The sequence below is a fragment of the Caballeronia arvi genome (genome assembly GCF_001544695.2).
Classification (GTDB): domain Bacteria; phylum Pseudomonadota; class Gammaproteobacteria; order Burkholderiales; family Burkholderiaceae; genus Caballeronia; species Caballeronia arvi.
On sequence record NZ_FCOM02000010.1, the window covers coordinates 1 to 16,670 of the forward strand.

Here is a 16,670-nt window from a genome sequence, read left to right on the forward strand (position 1 = left end):
CAGCAGTTCAGCCGGTGGTCATCGGGTGGGGGAAATTGAAGTGCCCATCCCTGGGGGAGTTTGGGTGCCCGCCAGGGCGCAGGAGGCCGACATAGAGCTGACCGTCGCGCAGGCTCTCGAGCTGACGCGGAGTTTCCATCGAGGTGATGTGCATCTCGACCTGCGGATTCGCTTTTCGAAAGTCCTTGAGTGCAGCGGGAAGAAGCCCCGTAGACACCGCGGAGCCAACGTACCCGAGGGAGATATTTCCAACTTCGCCTCTCGCCGCATGCCTCCCCACAGCCTCGGCACGGTCCAGTTGGCGGAGCGCCAGTGTCGCTTCCACGAGGAGAAGCTCGCCCGCGTCGGTCAATGTGACTGCCGAGCGCTTATTGCCGCGAGCGTACCGAGGATCGTTGCCAGAACCGTCGCGGACGGCGCGACGATGAAGCTGTTCTTCGCGGCCATGCGCCACTCCTCCGACGAGATCAGGTTCTCGTACCAACGCAACGACCATCCGGGAATCGGATACACCAGAAACGTGCTCGGCGAGAACGACAGCGGCACGATCGCCAGCACCGGCAAGACGAGGTATAGCAGTGTCAGCGCGGCAAGGCCACGAAGCGCGAAATACCAGGCGCGCTCGGCGAGCGACATGTCGGTGCAAACCGACTCCTTGGCGTTATCCGAGGCCCACGCTCGATCACGGCATGCGTGTGGTGTTCATCGAAGAGTTCGAAGCGCGCGGACCCACTGCTATCGCTGAAGAAAGTAGTCGGCGACGGACCGGTCTATCTTTCGCTCGATGTCGACGGCCTCGATCCGATCTTCACGCCGGGGACAGGAACGCCTGAAATTGGCGGTTTGACCACGCGCGAGACGCTGGCCCTGTTACGCGGTCTCGACGGTCTGAACTGGATCAGTGGCGACGTCGTCGAAGTTTCGCCGCCCTATGATCCGAGCGGGAACACCGCTCTTGTTGCGGCAACGTTGATGTACGAGATCCTTTGCTTGTTCGCAAAACGGTTCGCGCGGTGAATCATTTCCTGTGGCGCATCGCGGCGTCACCCACCCCGGCGTCTGGACAACCGACCAATAAAGCGACAGCAAGGCGGTACGAGAAGGTTCAACGAAGCTGCACGCTCAGGCCCGAGGCGCACCAGTGACGGAAAGCTGTTGCTCGCCCAAAGTTGACTCGATATCCGACCGCGACGACGGCACGGTGACTCAACAAGCATTTGCCGCGATCCGACGACCTTAAGTCATTCTCCGCCTTGATGTCGCCGATCGCATCCGCTTGTCGGAGCATTTTGTCTGCCCGTTCGAGGTTCATGCCGAACAGGTAAGCAAATTCACGAAATTCGAACCAGGCAGTGTTCCCGTCAAGCCTTCCATCGATCTTTCGGCTGCTCGACGCACACACATACTTTACGGACCTCATCGTGCACACACCTCCTCGCCGCAAAGTAATCAGCAGAAACTCGATGGACGCACTTTTCAGTTCGTCCATTGTTCGAAACGTGCCTCTATTTAACAGGCCTCGTGCCGGTGACCGATAGAACAAAGTCGCCAAAGAAGCAGACTACGCCGTCAATCAACTTATTTTCCGATGGTGCCGGACATTACCGCTGTGCCGCCTCGGTAAAGACACAGCATGAGAATGCCAGCCCAAGCGCGGTAGTTGGGCATCGTTCGCGCGTTGTGACGACGCCTTGGCGGCCGCCACCAGGAAAGGTGCCTGTGCTCGGGCACTCAACGGTATAGAGATACTGTCGCAAAGTTGTTCATTTCAGACTCATTGATCTGCGACAGTTGGCCGGACTCTGCCCGATGCGATCGGTCGAAGTCGACGTTCAGGCGCTGATCCAGGCTCGCGCCTGTTCTAGCTCGTTGAGGTGAAACGCCTTGATTTCAGCCTTTGTAAAGAACCGCGCCAAATGCATCGCGGCGCGAATCCAGCCCGCGTCGGCCACTACCGCCGCGCGCGTGACCTTGCGCGCGACGGAGACGCCAAGCGTCAAGTCGGTCCACAGCGCTTTCGGCTCGATCCCGCTGAAATGCTCTATGCGTTCGAGCACACGGGTCTTACCGTGCAGTTCAAGATCACCACGCATTCGTTCAATGGCTTCGCGCAGTTCGCGATCAGTGAGTTTGCCTTCGACCGATATTTCGATGACCGGCGAATCGGGATCGGTGTGATACAGGATCATGGCATCCCCCGGGCTTAGGGAGAGGTAACTCGTTCAGGCACGGATGAGCCTCGCGTTTGATGGCTCTCTCATGGTACCCCTTTCCATCGGCTGAGTCAGGTTATGACCACGCGCGTTTTCGTTCTGGTGCCTGTCGTCGCGCGCGCGTTGGGAGCGGCCCTTTCACGCAAGCTGTGGATGCTCGGCTCCGCACGTCGAGCGTCGCGTCATGGCCGCACTCAGCCGGCGAAAACAGGCGCGAAGGGTGCAATTCCTATTGCGGTGACTGGACTGAGGCAAAATAGGTGAGGAAGTTACGCGCGACCGGTGGCGCCGCGCCGCTTGCGTTGCGCTAGTCTGCCGCATGGAGATGCGCTATGGAAAAGCTCACGAAAAGTTGCTCGACGATTGCTGCATTGACGCTCCTTCTGAACGGCTATGCTGCCGCCGGCGTGCCGCACAGCGGGCGACATCTGACCCCAACCGAGTGCCATGACCTGGCGGCAACAAAAAGCAACGCGCCTCGGACGAGATCACAACAACGAAGCGAGCTTTCGGCTCTGAGCAAAGCGGGCTACAACCCTTCACCATGGCGCGACGACCCGAACTACCCAGCGGATCTACATGCGGCGCAGCGCCGGGTCGACCATTGGTTCGAAACGGAGTGCAAGCAGTCTCCACCCAAGTGAGAGGCCCCGGAGCCGCTACAGTCCTCCTCAATCTTCGCGCGCAGCAACGCTCGGCGCATTGCGGCGCATCTGCAGCTACGTTGGAGCGTGGCCTGCAGACCGCCCCACGGGTCTACCTTTCAACGAATGCAGACGGCGCGCCGAATTTATCCGTCCCCTAGCCCGCTCTACTGATATCGCTCAGTCCGCCCCGCCAGACCTGCATTGACAGCGTTTTCGCACCTTGCGACGGCATAGCGGACGACCGCTTATGGGCCGAGACCGGCGGTGTGACCTCGGCGTTCCCCTGCTCTGCCTGCGGAGCTCAGCGGTAAGCTCCGTTCGCGCTGATTCGACGGAGCAACCATTTCGCGCTCACTTCCGCGACTTGATGAGCTTTTCATCCACCGCTTCTTGCCAGGTATCGGAAAGAGTAAATCCGTCCTGAAACCGGTCAGTCGGGTCCATTCCAACTTGCGCCGTGTAGGTGACCCATGCTTGCCCGGCAACTGAAGGGATGATGGCGGGCTGATCGCCGAGCATCGTTGTTTCGACAATCCGGCTCTCGAAGATTGAACCGATGATGGACTCATGTACGAACAGCTCGTTGACCGCAATTTCTCCTTTTGCATGCATCACGGCCAGCCTTGCAGACGTTCCGGTGCCACACGGCGACCTGTCGCATCGACCCGGTGAGACGATCACGGTGTTACGCGAAACGACGCGCCCCGATTCGCGTCGAAGCGGCATGACGAACTCAGTTTGAGTGATACCTTTGATGAGTGGGTTGAGCGGATGCGGTGAAGGCAACTGTTCGGCAGCTGCCACCTTGATACGTTGTCCAAGCTCGCAGAGGTCTCTTGCCTCGTCCGGCACGATGTTGAAACCCAGTGCCGCAGCGTCGACGATGACATAGGTCATTCCGCCGTAGCCGACATCGACCTTGATTGTCCCCAGGCCTGGCACTTCGATGAGCTTGTCCAGATGATTGGCGAACGCTGGTTGATTGACGAACTCAACGCGCGTGACCTTGCCTTGGAAGCATTCACACCGAAGCTTTATCAGCCCTGCAGGCGCTTCGAGCGTAAGCTCTGTCACCGGCTCGACCATCGGAAGAATGCCGGTTTCCAGCAGCACCGTCGCGACGCACATGGTGTTTGAACCGGACATCGCAGGATACTCGGTCGACTCAGCGATGATGTACGCCATCTGCGCCCGCTCGTCGACGGCAGGCAAGACGAAGTTGACGCTTTGATTGGCAGAACCGCGGGGTTCGAAAAGGCACATCCGTCGAAGATCATCGCGATGTTCTTCGAGATGCATCATCTTCTCAAAGATTGTGTCGCCCGGAATGTCGATGAGCCCGCCGACTACAACGTTTCCGACCTCACCTTCCGCATGACATCCGATCACGCTCAACATCTTGCTCCAACGCATACCTGCCTCCGATGTTATTTTCCAGAGTGACTGCCAAACCAAGCCTTCGAGGCGTCGTTTCGAACGCGACTAGCGCGCTTCTCAGAGCGACGTTTTGTTTCGCGCTCACCGGGTAATGTACAGCGGCTCTCAGAGCCGTCCCAGTCATTGATGAAATGGGCCATCAGAAGGCACTTGAGCTTCGTGCCGTTCGATGGATCTTCCAACTCTCAAGCTCAAGTACTCCCCACGCTTGCGATCAGGGCAGAAGGCTTCGTTCCCTGAATCCCCCGGTTAGCTAAATGAGAACAGCGGTTCGCCCAGCGCTTTCGCGTCGATTTCGATACCAAGGCCAGGGGCCGACGGCGAGGAACCGAACCCGTCTTTGCTTCGCGGTTGATAGCCGGCCACGTGCTCGTTGGTCCAGTCGTTCATGAACGAGACGCTAAGCAGTGCCCGCTCTTTTGTCGAAGCGGCCAAGTGTGCTGACGCAGCCGACACCACGTCGCCACCCCACGTATCTTCGATGGTCATCTGTAGGCCAAGCTCTTGACCGAGGTCGCGCATCAGTTTGGCCTTCGTGAGGCCACCGACTTTCGAGACCTTGAGATTGAACGCGCCAGCGCCGCCTTCTCGGACCGCTCGAATCAGCGTTGCGGGATCGTTCACGACTTCGTCGTAGACCATGGGGAGGGTTGTGTGCTTACGTACTTCAATGCACTCTTCCATCGTCGGGCATGGTTGTTCAAAATAGAAGCGGGGCAGATTCTCCATCGCGCGTGCAGCGATAATCGCGTCGTTGACCCGCCATCCGCAGTTCGCGTCACCAACGATAAGGTCTTCCGGACCCGTCGCGTCGATGATGTGCTTCGCGCGAATGCCGTCGAGCGTCGGGTCTCCGCCGATTTTGAGTTGAAAGCGATGAATGCCCTCCTCGCGTCGCGCAAGAACGTAACTCACCATCTCCTCGGGAGTTCCGAGTGGTACCGCAAAATAAAGCGGGAAGCGCTCTTGTCGTACACCGCCGAGCATCTCAGCGACGCTTGCACCCCACACCTTGCCGGTCAAGTCCCAACAGGCGACATCGATCGGGCTCTTCGCATACGAATGACCCATTAGCACGACGTCCATCGCATCGTACACACCCGAAATGTTCGTCGGATCAAGGCCGATCAGAGCGGGCGCGATCAGCTCGAGCGCAGCGCGCGCGCCCGATGCATGCTGAGGCAGGTAGGCAGAACCGAGCGGACAAACTTCGCCCCAGCCGTCGTGACCCGAGTCGCTGGTCACACGAACCATTGTCGACGGGAGCGATGTGGTGTCGCGGCCGCCCGACATCGTGTACACGCCGTGAATGTAGGTCAGGTCGAAGTTGAATACGTCAATCTTTGCAATTTTCATTGGACTTACCTGATTGCAGTTGAGTGTTCTACGTCACGGACGCGAGGGGCGGTTTCCAATGCACTACCCGCGTGACACAAGGAGTTTCGCCGCTCCGCTTGTTTTCCGAGCTTCAGCCTGCAACCGGTGAAGCACGCAACAGATGCAGTTGGCATCGCTACGGGTGCGGAGCAGGAGACTGAACTTCTTTAGTCTCCTGCTTATTGCAACGATATAGCGTCGAAAATCGCTGCAAGCGTCCTTAAGCCACAACGAAGCCCTTCCCGACCACGTCGTCCTTGTCGAAAGTCCAGCGAGCGGTCCCGAGAATACTCGCGGTGCCTTTGACTGTCGGTCGAACCGCACGTACGCCGTTCAGCTTTGTTTCCCCGAGCAAGCATCCTTCGAAGGTGCCGCTTCCCAAAAGACCCTCCGTCAAGATTGGCTGATTGAATCCGAGTTGGCCTTTCGATTCGAGCAGCGCCATCATTGCACTGGTCGCCGTCCCGCCCGGTGAGCGATCCAGTTGGCCCACGCCGAAGACGTGTACATTTTTGTAGAGTGCGCCAGGAAGTGTAGGCTCATGCCAGAAGGTCACGAACCCCATGTCGTTGACATGACTGACCGACGGATGTTGAATGCGCAGTTTTTCCCGCAATTGATCGCGAGCCAAAATCCCGTAATGGATCAGCGCCTTACCATTCTCCGGTGCGATGCGGAGCTTAGTACCGCGCAGGTCGATTGCTGCGAAGTAGTTCCCGCCGAAGATGATGTCGGCCTTCAGTTCGCCGAGATCGGGCAAGTCGACCGAAACATCAGTCGCCGCAACGTACGCAGGAACGTTCTCGAAGCGCGTCCAAAGAGCCTTATCCCCGTCAGTGCCGACTTCGGCAGTAACAGGACCAGCGAGTGTCTCGAAACGGATAGTCGTGCTGCCGCCTGTCTCGTTGCGACGTACCAAGCCAAGCGAAACCATCGCCATGGCGATTGCGATCGTCCCATGGCCACACATGTATTGATATTGTGTGGCATCCATGTAGATCAACCCGGCATCGAACTCCGGCGAGGACGGGGGCGTAACGAAAACACCGACCATGTCCTTGTGTCCTCGAGGCTCACGCATCAACCCAAGGCGGAGCCAGTCGTAGTGCGCTTCGATAAATTGCTTCTTCTCCAGAATCGTCGAGTTGGCCGGATAGGGAATTCCGCTGTGAACGATGCACAGCGGCTCGCCTTCCGTATGCGTGTAAATTACGTCGAAGGTGTCTTGGAGTTTCATGGGGCAGTTCCTAATAGATCAGGTTTGCTAGTTGGACTTCGGCAAAACGTCTAAGCCAAAGAGAAGATCGAGGACGACCAGCGCCGCGGCAGCCCCCAAAATAGAGATTGCGGAAACAGCGGCGATTGTGGGATCGATCGTGTACTGCACGTAGTTGAAGAGCTTTACTGGCATGGTTGTCAATGCTGGCGTCGTATTGAAGATACTCATCTCGACGTTGATCCATGACGTGATGAATGCCAGCACTGCGCCGCTAATAACCCCACCTTTTATCTGCGGAAGGACCACCAGAAAGAACGTCTCGATCGGAGTTGCGCCCAGGTCGAAAGATGCTTCCTCGAGCGAACGAAGACCGCCCACCAGTTGCGGCAATACAGACCGCATCACGAGAGGAAAGATAATCACTACGTGACCCACCAGCAAAGCGGAGAAACTGCGTACCATCCCAATCGCGCTTCCGTATTGGAGAATCGCAGCGCCCAAAACGAGAGAAGGCAACACCAGTGGGGACATCAATACCGCTTCAATAACGCCCCGTCCGGGTACCTCAAATCGCGTAAGGGCGATGGAAGCTGAAACTGCCATGACGACTGAGACGACAGTCGCGACAGCAGCAAGTACCGTCGAGGTCGCGAAGGCTGACATATAGCTCGCGTCCTGCATCGCTACACCGTACCAATGCAGAGTTATCCCTTTCGGTGGAAACGCCAGAAACTGACTCTGAGTCACGGACGCGCCAACGATAATCACGAGCGGTAGTGCCAGGTAGGCAAGTACAAGCCACGCTACTATTCGAACTACTCCACGCGCGATCATGCAGGCCTCCCAGTTGCGCCGATTCGGTTTGCCGCCGCCACCATGATCAAGGTCAACACCAAAAGCGTGCAACTCAGTGCGCCACCATAGTGGAAGTCAAAGACAGTGCTGTACTGCTGGAATATCAGCATGGAGAACATCGTTATCTTTCCGCCACCCAACAGTGCCGGAGTGACATAAGCGCTAACGGACAACGTAAATACCATGATCGCGCCGGCCAATAGGCCCGGCAAACATAGCGGGAACGTGACGGTCCAAAATGCCGCAGCTTTGCTGGCACCAAGGTCCTGAGCGGCATTCTCAAGGGATCCGTCGAGCTTTCCGATGGCGTTGCCCACAGTCAGCACGATAAAGGGAAGGTGCACATACACCAGGCCGATCAGAATGCCCGTCTCGGTGCCGAGCAAGCGCATCGGCGCGTCGCTGATGCCGAGCGATAACAGAGAGTCATTGACGAGACCTTTGCGTCCGAGCAGCACGATCCAACCAAACGAACGAACGATGTTGCTGGTGAAGAGAGGAAGAATGAGCAGTACGATGAAGGCGCGGCGCAGTGTCCGGCTGCCGACGTTACGCACCAGGTAGTACGCCAGCGGATAGCCAAGAAAGATGCATATCACTGTGGTCAGCAAGGCGAGTTTGAAAGTCAGAATCAGCACGTCCCAGTGATACCGGTCCAGCAAGATGCGCTCATAGTTGGCCAGGGTCACGCTTCCGCCCGTGCCAGTGAAGCTCGACAGGGCCACGACAAGCATCGGTGCGAGGAAAAACGCTACGAAAAAGATGCACGGTGCGCCCAGGAGCAAACCGACGGAAAGGAGAGGGCGTTTCATCTGGCTCACTCCTCGACCACGTGAAGATCGCGAGGACGAAATCCGAGCTTGACCGCATCACCGCGGGTGAGCGTCGCCTGATCGTTGATACGACGACATGTCACGATCTGCTCGCCTACCCTCACCAGCACCGTAGAAAGCATGCCAATGTCGATAACATCCTCCACGACCCCGGCTGACATCGACATCCCGGGCGCTTCTTCTCTCATAAGACTGATGTGCTCAGGCCGGAGAATCGCAGTGAACCGCTCGGCGCCACGAGTTTGCACATGCTCGATCACTTCCGAACCAAGTGAGGGGCGAAGCGTGCCGTTTCCCGCGGGTGTGCAGGAAACGAAATTGGCATCACCGATAAAGTCGGCGACAAAACGCGTCGCGGGCTTTCTGTAGATTTCATTACCTGAGCCGATCTGCTCGACATGGCCGCCACTCATCACGATGATCCGGTCGGCCATTGCCATCGCCTCCTCCTGATCGTGCGTGACGAAGACGAAGGCGATACCAAGCTTCTCCTGGAGCTGCTTGAGTTCGATCTGCATCCGCTTGCGCAACTTCAGATCGAGCGCACTCAAAGGCTCGTCAAGGAGAAGCAACTTGGGCCGATTCACCAATGCTCGAGCAAGCGCCACGCGCTGTTGCTGGCCACCGGACATCTGGGCCGGCAAGCGTTCGCCATGCTCACCGAGACCGACCATGGCGAGCGCCTCAGCCGCCCTCTCCCTGGCTTCGGCTTTCGGCGTGCCAGCTCGACGCGGGCCATACGAAACGTTCTCGAGCACCGTCATATGCGGGAACAACGCGTAGTTCTGAAACACCGTGTTCAGCGGCCGACGATTGGGCGCAACCCGCGTAATATCGACACCGCCAATCGAGATCGTTCCGTTGTCGGGCGTAACAAAGCCGGAAATGCACCGAAGCAACGTGGTTTTCCCGCATCCACTCGGACCCAGCATGGCAACGAACTCACCGCACCGAACATCGATGGAAACGTCCGTCAACGCCTTGCTGTGTCCGAATGATTTGTTTATTTTCTGGACGGACAGAAGAATGTTGTTCATATTCGCGCCGTATTATTTGTGGGCAATTTCGCGGTTCCAGCGGTCCACCAGACTCGCGCGCTGCTTGTTGATCTCCCACCAATCCAGGAACTTCAGATCCTTCACCGATCCGCTGGCGCCCCAAGGAAGTTTCCGGGCAACGTCAGGACTTACCTTGACGTCTTTCACCGATGGACCCAGATACAGCTTCGTTGCGAGGCAGGTCGACGCCTCAGGTGTAATGGCCGCATTGATGAACTTCTCCGCGGCTGCCTTGTTGCGAGCACCCTTTACAAGATGAAGTCGAACATCACCGCCCCATGCGCCCTCTTTCGGCGCAACGAACGCGAGAGGTAAGCCACGATCGTTGAGGTCCCAAGTCGGAGCACTGTTGAACACAGCGGCGACCACTTCACCGCTTTGCAGTGCGTTCGCTGCAGCGCCCGAGCTATCGTAGTACTGCGACGCGTTCAATGACTGAAGCCGCTTGAAGGTTCCGTCGATTCCACCGGGTTGATGGCTGATCGCGTTCAGGAAAAATATGGTCGGCACGCCAAGCGCGTTCGCTGGCGAAGGAAACGTCAAACCGTTTGCCACGTTTGGCTGCCAGAGATCACTCCACGAAGTGGGAGGCGTCTTCAACTCCTTCGTGTTGTACGCAATCCCCACTGCATAGAAGCCGGTGCTAACAGCGAAAATCGCGCCGTCACGCTTGTCAATGCCTTCGGGGACGACATTCTTGAGGTTCGGAATGTTGGTGGGATTGAGTGTGTCAATGACACCTGAAGCCATGGCAAGCTCGCTCACGCCACTGTCCATCCATAGGGCATCGATGACCGGGGCCGCACGCTGCTGTTCCAGCTTCGAGAGGTTGACGGTGGATGTGCCGATCTCGGGTATCACTTTGATGCCGGTAGCTTTGGTGAAGGGCTCCGCGACGCATTTGGTGAATGCCTCCCCCCAGTTGCCCCCAAACATTCCCACGGTCACCGACTCGGCCTTTGCGATTGCGCTGAAGGTACTGCTCGTGGCCAGGGCTGCACCGAACAACATCAAATTCAGGGTTTTCACGTCTCCTCCCGGTTTGTGTGCGTTGATGCGTATCGTGCGCGTCGGCGTTTTTTGAAAAAAGAAGATGACGGACAGAATGTTGAATAAATCCGACATCGGGAGTAACGTGTCTACTAGGTCCTCGAAGGCGTGGCAGGTATCGCTACGCGTGAAAATCGCCGCAGGCGACCCGTGTACGGGCCCCTTCTCCCAGTTGCTACGACAAGTACATGTCCACTGAATTACGCTTCAATCAGGTGGGGAAGGCGATCGAGCCGACCAGCGCGACAGCGCCGCATCGCACATCTCCACTTCGGGTGGGCTTCGTGCTACTCGACCAATTCACGTTAGCGGGCTTTGCCGGCCTTATCGACGCGCTGCGGCTTGCGGCAGACCATGGAGGAATGAGCCGACAGATTCACGCTTCGTGGAGCATCATGAGCGTCGGCGGGGAACCGCGGCAGGCAAGTTGCGGGGCCGTGATTGCGTCGAATGTAGATCTGATTGACCCGACGAGCTTTGACTACATCGCAGTCTGCGGCGGTAACGACTATCTTCAGTCCGCAACATCACCGTCCGTTTTACTTGACTATCTGCGTCAGGCGTCGGCGGCCAATGTGAGGTTGATCGGAGTCTGCACAGGTACTTTTACGATAGCTCGTGCCGGCTTGATCGGAAATCGCAAGGTATGCGTGAACTGGAACGTCTTCGACGTGTTCCGGGCTAAATTTCCTGCCATAGCCGCGTCGACTGACCACCTCTTTTTGGATGAGGGTGATTTACTGACGTGCGCCGGTTCCACCGCCGCCATCGACCTCGGTCTTTACCTGATCGCCCGTCATTGCGGCGGAGACAAAGCCCGCCAGGCAGCGCGCCACATGATCTTGCAAGACATTCGTCCGTCAAGACTGCCTCAACCGCATTTTTGGACCGCTCTTGATGGTATCTCAGACCCTCGGATACACGCGGCAGCACACTTCATGGAGCAACGGCTCGATACACCTCCTTCCATTGAGGCAACGGCGCGATATGTGGGCGTGAGCCCGCGACAACTCGAACGAATATTTCATACGTCACTTCGGATGTCTCCCGCTGCATTCCAAAGACGGCTGCGTTTGGAGTATGGAAGATGGCTTCTCGAAAATGGCTCAACGAGTGTCACTCAGGTGGCATTCGACTGTGGCTTTGCCGATACCGCGCATTTTTCGAGAGAATTCAAGTTGCTGTTTCAGATCCGACCGAGTGACGTTAGAAAGCAGCCAAGCTCATCCGCATCCCCTTGAAGTCCTTGGTCGTGTATCGCCGCGCTTTGGATATTTCGCACTCCTTGCAGGCTGCGCGAATCGTGCTTCGATTGCACAGACTGCGCTGATTGCCTAGAAACGCGTCGACACGCCCACCCGCGCGAGCGGCTGCGATCGATTGCTCGCGGCCGCATCGGCGTCGACGCCGATCCCGGCCATGCAAAGCAAGCGAACGACGATCTCATTTCGGACGTCGTTCGGAAGCGCGCGCAGGCGTGCAACCAATCGGCCGGATGTTCGATAGTGCGCAAAAACGTCTCCAGGCCGGCTCTCGAGAGCCACACAGTCGCATTGTTCTCGAGTGGATGAAACAAAAAGCTTTCCTCGCCGCTCAGGTCGGCATCGATGACCAGCCGCACTCGGCCGGATTCATCATTGACCAGCGCAAGGGGACTCAAAGAACCCGTTCGAATACCCAGCAATTCGAAGAGCTTATCCGCGGACGCGAACGAGAGACGCCTGCTGCCTAGTGCTGCAGCGAGTTCAGCAAGATCGAGCGACTTCGTAGCCGTCGTCACGACGAGGAAATAGTGGTCGTTCTTGTCCTGCAAAAGCAAATGCTTGCAGCGAGCGCCCGCCAGTGACAGCGTCAACATGCCGGACTCGGACATGTTGAGCACCGCGTCGTGTTCCTCGCAGAGAAACGGAATATGCCATTCCTCGAGAAGCTTCAGGAGTTCGTTTTTTCCCAGCACGCTGTCGTTCATTTTATTTATGAGCGGACAGGCCCACGTTCCGGAGCCGATCCTGTTTCATCAAAGGGTCAGGCATCGAAGACCGGATACGACGCCCGGCGAATAGCCGCGATGGTGTCATCCTGCGAAAGCAATCCGGACTCCTCCAGAATCTTCACCAGCGAGCGACCTTCGGCCACGGATTGCCGCGCGAGCTTGCTCACGCGAGCATAGCCAATCTTCGGCACGAGCGCGGTTGCGACTGCCATCGAGTCCAACAGATGCTGTTCGTTGCGCGCGACGTCGGCCTGAATGCCCGCCACACACTTCTCGCCGAAGCGCGCGATCCCATTGGTGAGCAACGCGATACTGTCAAAGACACGCGACGCCACGACTGGCTCGAAGTGATTGATCTCCAGTTCGCCGTACTGAACCGCCTGTGCGACGGCGACATCGTTGCCGACGACCGCGAAGCTCAACTGGATCATCGCCATCGGCAGGACCGGGTTCACCTTGCCCGGCATGATCGACGAACCCGCCTGTGCCTCGGGCAGCTTCAACTCCCCGACCCCGCCCACCGGACCCGACGACAGAACGGTCAGATCGGAAGCGATCTTTGCCAGCGACACGGCGCAGGTACGAAGTTCCGCGGAGACGCGCGAGAAAACGTCCATGTTCTGCATCGCGTCGAACGGATTCGCGGGCGCCTGATAATCGACGCCGGTGATGCTACAGAGATGCGTGTACACCGCCGCGCGATAGCCCGCCGGCGCACCGAAGCCCGTCCCGATCGCCGTGCCGCCGAGCGGGAGCGTGCGAAGCTTGTGGCGCACCGCGACGAGTTCTTCCGCCAGCCGTTCCGTCAACGACGCATAACCCCCGAATAGCTGGCCGAGACGCATCGGCTGGGCATCCTGCAGACAGGTCCGGCCGAGATGCAGAACATCAGCGAACTCGGTGGCTTTGCTGTTGAAGAGGCCGGCGAGCTTCGTGACCTCTTCGATGAGCGTACCCAGCATCGCATGTGTGGCTATCTTCAATGCGGCGGGATACGCGTCGTTGGTCGACTGCGAGCGGTTGACGTGGTCATTCGGATGGATGACCTCGTAGTTGCCGGCACTGTGCCCCAGGATTTGCTGAGCACGATTCGCGATGACCTCGTTGAAGTTCATATTGGTCGATGTGCCGCCCGAGCCCTCCATCAGATCGACCACGAGCGAAGCATCGAACTGCCCTTCGGTGACTTCCTTGCAAGCCGCAACGATAGCTGCGCACTGCTCGCCCGTGATAACTTCGTTATCGCGATTGGCCAACGCCGCGGCCCATTTGACTTGCGCGAAAGCGTCGCGAAACGCGGAATAGTGGGCGATGTTCAACGGTGAAACCGTGAGGTTGTCGACCCCGCGAACCGTGTTCACGCCGTAAAGTTTGTCGCCAGGAATGGCGACCTCGCCGACATAATCACGTTCGATGCGAGCTTCGCTCTGAGCAGGCTTATTCATGGAGATTCCTTCCACCAACAGTAATGAGTTTTTCGATGTCCCCGCCGAGCGCGGCCAGCCTCGGCAGAAACGATGTTTCGATGACTTCGCGCGCCGTATCGCAGGCGTCGTCGAAGAAAACGTTGTATTCGTCCCGGCGCGCCACGAGGTACAGCGAGCGCTCCAGGCCCAGTTTCTCGACGATATGCGTGGCAACGTTGCCCGCATGCGTCACCCCCTGAAGATGGCACATCGGCGAAGTAATGGCCCAGCCGATGCCTTCTGCCACCATCGAGGTCAACGCATCGGCGTTGTCCAGTTCGAGCCGCGCGGGTGCGCGAATCTCGATGCGCCGAAGGTATCGTTCGATCTGCATGCCCACTTGCGACGTCCGGTTGAACCTCACGATGGGCATGCTGTTGATCAGCGTGCGCAAGTCATCGATGGTCTTCACAGGCATTCCGAGACCTTTCGGCGTTATGACGAAGTAGCGCTCGGAGAACAAGCGGTACCGCACGACATCGTTCGCATCGATCAGCGGATCGCTCGTGACGATCAAATCCAGATCACGACGCAGAAGCGCTTCGCCCTGTTGAGGGCTCAGGCCGGTGCGAATCGACAACTGCGACACCTTGCCAAGCAGCTTCTTCGTGAAGACCGAGCCGCATGTCGATGCGAACGAGTCGACCAGCCCGATGCGCAAGTCGGGTTTGATGCCGCGTCCCGCTTCGATCACTTGCGCCTTGAGGTTAGCGATTTCCTCGCTGAGAACCGCACCCCGGTTTCTCAGCGCGATGCCGAAGGGCGTCAGCGCCATCGGCCGCGTGGTTCGATTCACCAGCACCACGCCGAGTTCGTCTTCCAGTTGCCGGATGATCTGCGATACACCCGATTGCGATATGCCCATCCGCGTTGCCGCGGCAGACATGCTTCCCTCTTCCGCAACCGCGACGAAGACTTGAACGGCATGCATATCAATGGGCTTGTTCGACGGCATGTCATGTCCTTGCGTAAGCGTCCTGACACACGTTCGCGCATCGTGTGCGCGGTCGCCGTCCGCGGTCGTCAGAGACGCGTTTTACTGGCGCCCGGCGCGGCGGTCGCGAACGTCGCATCATGATGTCCGGCTGCGTCCAATGCGTCCTCGGCGACACTGTCGGACTTCACGTCGGACAGATTCTCGCTGCCGGTTTCAGGCGCCATGAAGTGGCAAAAGACGCCGCCGAAAAGCAGTACCGCAACGCAACCACCCAATACCGCGTGAATGCCGACCTGCTGAACGGCGATCGGCAGCAGGAACGTGCTGATCGCCGATCCGAAACGGCTCGAAGCGACCGCCAGACCCACGCCCGACGCGCGCAGATGCGTCGGGAAGAGTTCGGGCGGATAGACGAACTCGAGGTTCGCCGCAGCCGAGAGAATGCACGCGAAGATGCCGAAGACGAGCATCGTACCGATGGGACCGAAACTCGCGTACGTCAGCACCGCGAGGCCGAGCGCCGCAAGATAGAAGGTGCCCAGGAGAAACGTGCGGCGAGAGATGCGATCGATCAGCAGCAAGCCGATCACTGCACCCGCGAGCAGCAGGACGTTGTAGACGAGGCCGCCGACGAACTTGTCCTTGACCTGCAAAGCTTCGAGGACTTTCGGCGCAAAGGTGCCCAACGCGAAATAAGGAATGACCTGGCAGGTGTAGAAGACGCAGCCGACCAGCGTGTTCTTGCGCCAGCGCGGCGAGAACAACTGCGACCACGCGCCTTTTTGCTGCTGCGGCGCGGCGGTCGTCGTCGCGAGCGTGACGTCGGGGCCGAATCTGCGACGGACGATGGCGAGGGCTTCGTCGCCGCGTCCGCGTTTCATGAGCCACAACGGCGATTCGGGCACGATCAGGCGAAACGGGAGAATGAGCAATGCCGGAACGCCGCTCGCCGCCAGCATGATGCGCCACGCATCGGGTCCGATCTCGCGCATGGCGAAGCCTGCGAGGTACGCGCCGACATAGCCCGCCGCCCACGCCGCTGCGAGCACGCTCAGCAGACGGCCACGGTAACGGCGCGGCGAGTATTCGGTCACGAGAGACTTGCTCACGACATAGTCCGCGCCGAGGATAAGTCCAAGGGCCAGACGCAAGACCAGCAATTGCGAGGGCGACGTAACGAAATACTGCGCGGCCGAGACCACCGCGAAGAGCAACATGTCCCACGCGAAAATCGTGCGGCGACCATATCTGTCCGCGATGGGACCGGCCAGCATGCTGCCGAAGAAAAGCCCTGCAAGCGATGCCGCGCCGAGCAGTCCCATCCAGAGCGCATCCAGGTGCAACGGCCCCGCCGCCATGCTTACCGCGATGCCGATGATGCCCAGCACAAAACCATCGCTAAATTGACCGCCTGTCCCGCTGAACGCCACGCCAACGTGGAATGGGCGAAGAGGCAAGTCTTCGAGTAATACCTGTTTGCTCACGTCTGTCTCCTGTCTCTGGTATGGCGCTCATGTCGATGCGCCTTGAAAACCAGTGTATAGCCGCGACTTCAGGAAATCAGCAGGTCGGTGGACAGTATCAG

General features: G+C 58.5%; 16 protein-coding genes and 2 pseudogenes. 3 read left to right on the forward strand and 15 right to left on the reverse strand.

The annotated features are described in order from the left end of the window. Window positions 1-7: 7 nt before the first annotated feature. Both AWB74_RS13945 and AWB74_RS13950 read right to left on the reverse strand, forming a co-directional pair. A complete protein-coding gene (locus tag AWB74_RS13945) occupies window positions 8-352 on the reverse strand; it encodes a LysR substrate-binding domain-containing protein (protein ID WP_061147348.1) in 345 nt (114 codons plus the stop codon). A 17-nt stretch (window positions 353-369) separates the two neighbouring features. Beyond that, window positions 370-665: pseudogene (locus AWB74_RS13950) on the reverse strand (ABC transporter permease); the annotation flags it as partial. On the opposite strand from AWB74_RS13950, the pseudogene AWB74_RS13955 reads away from it, so the two are divergent. Further along, a pseudogene (locus AWB74_RS13955) lies at window positions 657-1,017 on the forward strand (arginase family protein); the annotation flags it as partial. The pseudogenes AWB74_RS13950 and AWB74_RS13955 overlap by 9 nt on opposite strands. Window positions 1,018-1,105: 88 nt before the next feature. Here AWB74_RS13955 and AWB74_RS13960 read toward each other — a convergent pair. Continuing rightward, window positions 1,106-1,489, reverse strand: coding sequence for a hypothetical protein (locus AWB74_RS13960; RefSeq protein ID WP_061147349.1), 384 nt, complete (start codon window positions 1,487-1,489; stop codon window positions 1,106-1,108). A gap of 343 nt (window positions 1,490-1,832) precedes the next feature. Beyond that, the gene (locus tag AWB74_RS13965; protein WP_061147350.1) at window positions 1,833-2,189 is read right to left on the reverse strand and encodes a SpoIIAA family protein; all 357 of its coding nucleotides are present in this window, start codon (window positions 2,187-2,189) and stop codon (window positions 1,833-1,835) included. A gap of 356 nt (window positions 2,190-2,545) precedes the next feature. Here AWB74_RS13965 and AWB74_RS13970 point away from each other — a divergent pair, with 356 nt between their 5' ends. Then, window positions 2,546-2,857: a DUF4148 domain-containing protein gene (locus tag AWB74_RS13970; RefSeq protein ID WP_087038992.1), complete on the forward strand. Its 312-nt coding sequence runs from the start codon at window positions 2,546-2,548 to the stop codon at window positions 2,855-2,857. Window positions 2,858-3,211: 354 nt separating this feature from the next. Here the strand turns inward: AWB74_RS13970 and AWB74_RS13975 are convergent, their stop codons facing one another. The 7 genes from AWB74_RS13975 to AWB74_RS14005 all read right to left on the reverse strand — a co-directional run bounded on the left by AWB74_RS13975 (window position 3,212) and on the right by AWB74_RS14005 (window position 10,764). Then, on the reverse strand, window positions 3,212-4,273 hold the full coding sequence (locus tag AWB74_RS13975; protein WP_061147351.1) for a proline racemase family protein: 1,062 nt from the start codon (window positions 4,271-4,273) through the stop codon (window positions 3,212-3,214). A gap of 273 nt (window positions 4,274-4,546) precedes the next feature. Further along, the gene (locus AWB74_RS13980; protein ID WP_061147352.1) at window positions 4,547-5,653 is read right to left on the reverse strand and encodes a mandelate racemase/muconate lactonizing enzyme family protein; all 1,107 of its coding nucleotides are present in this window, start codon (window positions 5,651-5,653) and stop codon (window positions 4,547-4,549) included. A 241-nt stretch (window positions 5,654-5,894) separates the two neighbouring features. Beyond that, window positions 5,895-6,911: a proline racemase family protein gene (locus AWB74_RS13985; protein WP_061147353.1), complete on the reverse strand. Its 1,017-nt coding sequence runs from the start codon at window positions 6,909-6,911 to the stop codon at window positions 5,895-5,897. A gap of 27 nt (window positions 6,912-6,938) precedes the next feature. Further along, a complete protein-coding gene (locus AWB74_RS13990) occupies window positions 6,939-7,727 on the reverse strand; it encodes an ABC transporter permease (RefSeq protein WP_061147354.1) in 789 nt (262 codons plus the stop codon). Further along, on the reverse strand, window positions 7,724-8,560 hold the full coding sequence (locus AWB74_RS13995) for an ABC transporter permease (protein ID WP_061147522.1): 837 nt from the start codon (window positions 8,558-8,560) through the stop codon (window positions 7,724-7,726). Before AWB74_RS13995 ends, AWB74_RS13990 begins: the two co-directional genes overlap by 4 nt. A gap of 5 nt (window positions 8,561-8,565) precedes the next feature. Beyond that, window positions 8,566-9,618: an ABC transporter ATP-binding protein gene (locus tag AWB74_RS14000; RefSeq protein WP_061147355.1), complete on the reverse strand. Its 1,053-nt coding sequence runs from the start codon at window positions 9,616-9,618 to the stop codon at window positions 8,566-8,568. 12 nt (window positions 9,619-9,630) lie between these two features. Next, the gene (locus AWB74_RS14005; protein WP_235024568.1) at window positions 9,631-10,764 is read right to left on the reverse strand and encodes an ABC transporter substrate-binding protein; all 1,134 of its coding nucleotides are present in this window, start codon (window positions 10,762-10,764) and stop codon (window positions 9,631-9,633) included. Window positions 10,765-10,877: 113 nt separating this feature from the next. On the opposite strand from AWB74_RS14005, the gene AWB74_RS14010 reads away from it, so the two are divergent. Continuing rightward, entirely contained in the window at window positions 10,878-11,930 is a 1,053-nt protein-coding gene (locus tag AWB74_RS14010) for a GlxA family transcriptional regulator (protein ID WP_087038993.1), read from the forward strand. On the opposite strand, the gene AWB74_RS14015 is transcribed toward AWB74_RS14010, so the two are convergent. The 4 genes from AWB74_RS14015 to AWB74_RS14030 form a co-directional block, all read right to left on the reverse strand. Beyond that, complete coding sequence (locus AWB74_RS14015; protein WP_061147356.1) at window positions 11,876-12,658, reverse strand: YbaK/EbsC family protein; 783 nt, start codon at window positions 12,656-12,658, stop codon at window positions 11,876-11,878. The genes AWB74_RS14010 and AWB74_RS14015 overlap by 55 nt on opposite strands. 56 nt (window positions 12,659-12,714) lie before the next feature. After that, on the reverse strand, window positions 12,715-14,127 hold the full coding sequence (locus tag AWB74_RS14020) for an aspartate ammonia-lyase (protein ID WP_061147357.1): 1,413 nt from the start codon (window positions 14,125-14,127) through the stop codon (window positions 12,715-12,717). After that, window positions 14,120-15,103, reverse strand: coding sequence for a LysR family transcriptional regulator (locus AWB74_RS14025; RefSeq protein ID WP_061147358.1), 984 nt, complete (start codon window positions 15,101-15,103; stop codon window positions 14,120-14,122). Before AWB74_RS14025 ends, AWB74_RS14020 begins: the two co-directional genes overlap by 8 nt. Window positions 15,104-15,171: 68 nt before the next feature. Further along, window positions 15,172-16,569 carry an MFS transporter gene (locus AWB74_RS14030; RefSeq protein ID WP_087038994.1) on the reverse strand — a complete coding sequence of 466 codons (1,398 nt, stop codon included), beginning with the start codon at window positions 16,567-16,569 and terminating at the stop codon, window positions 15,172-15,174. Window positions 16,570-16,670 lie beyond the last annotated feature (101 nt).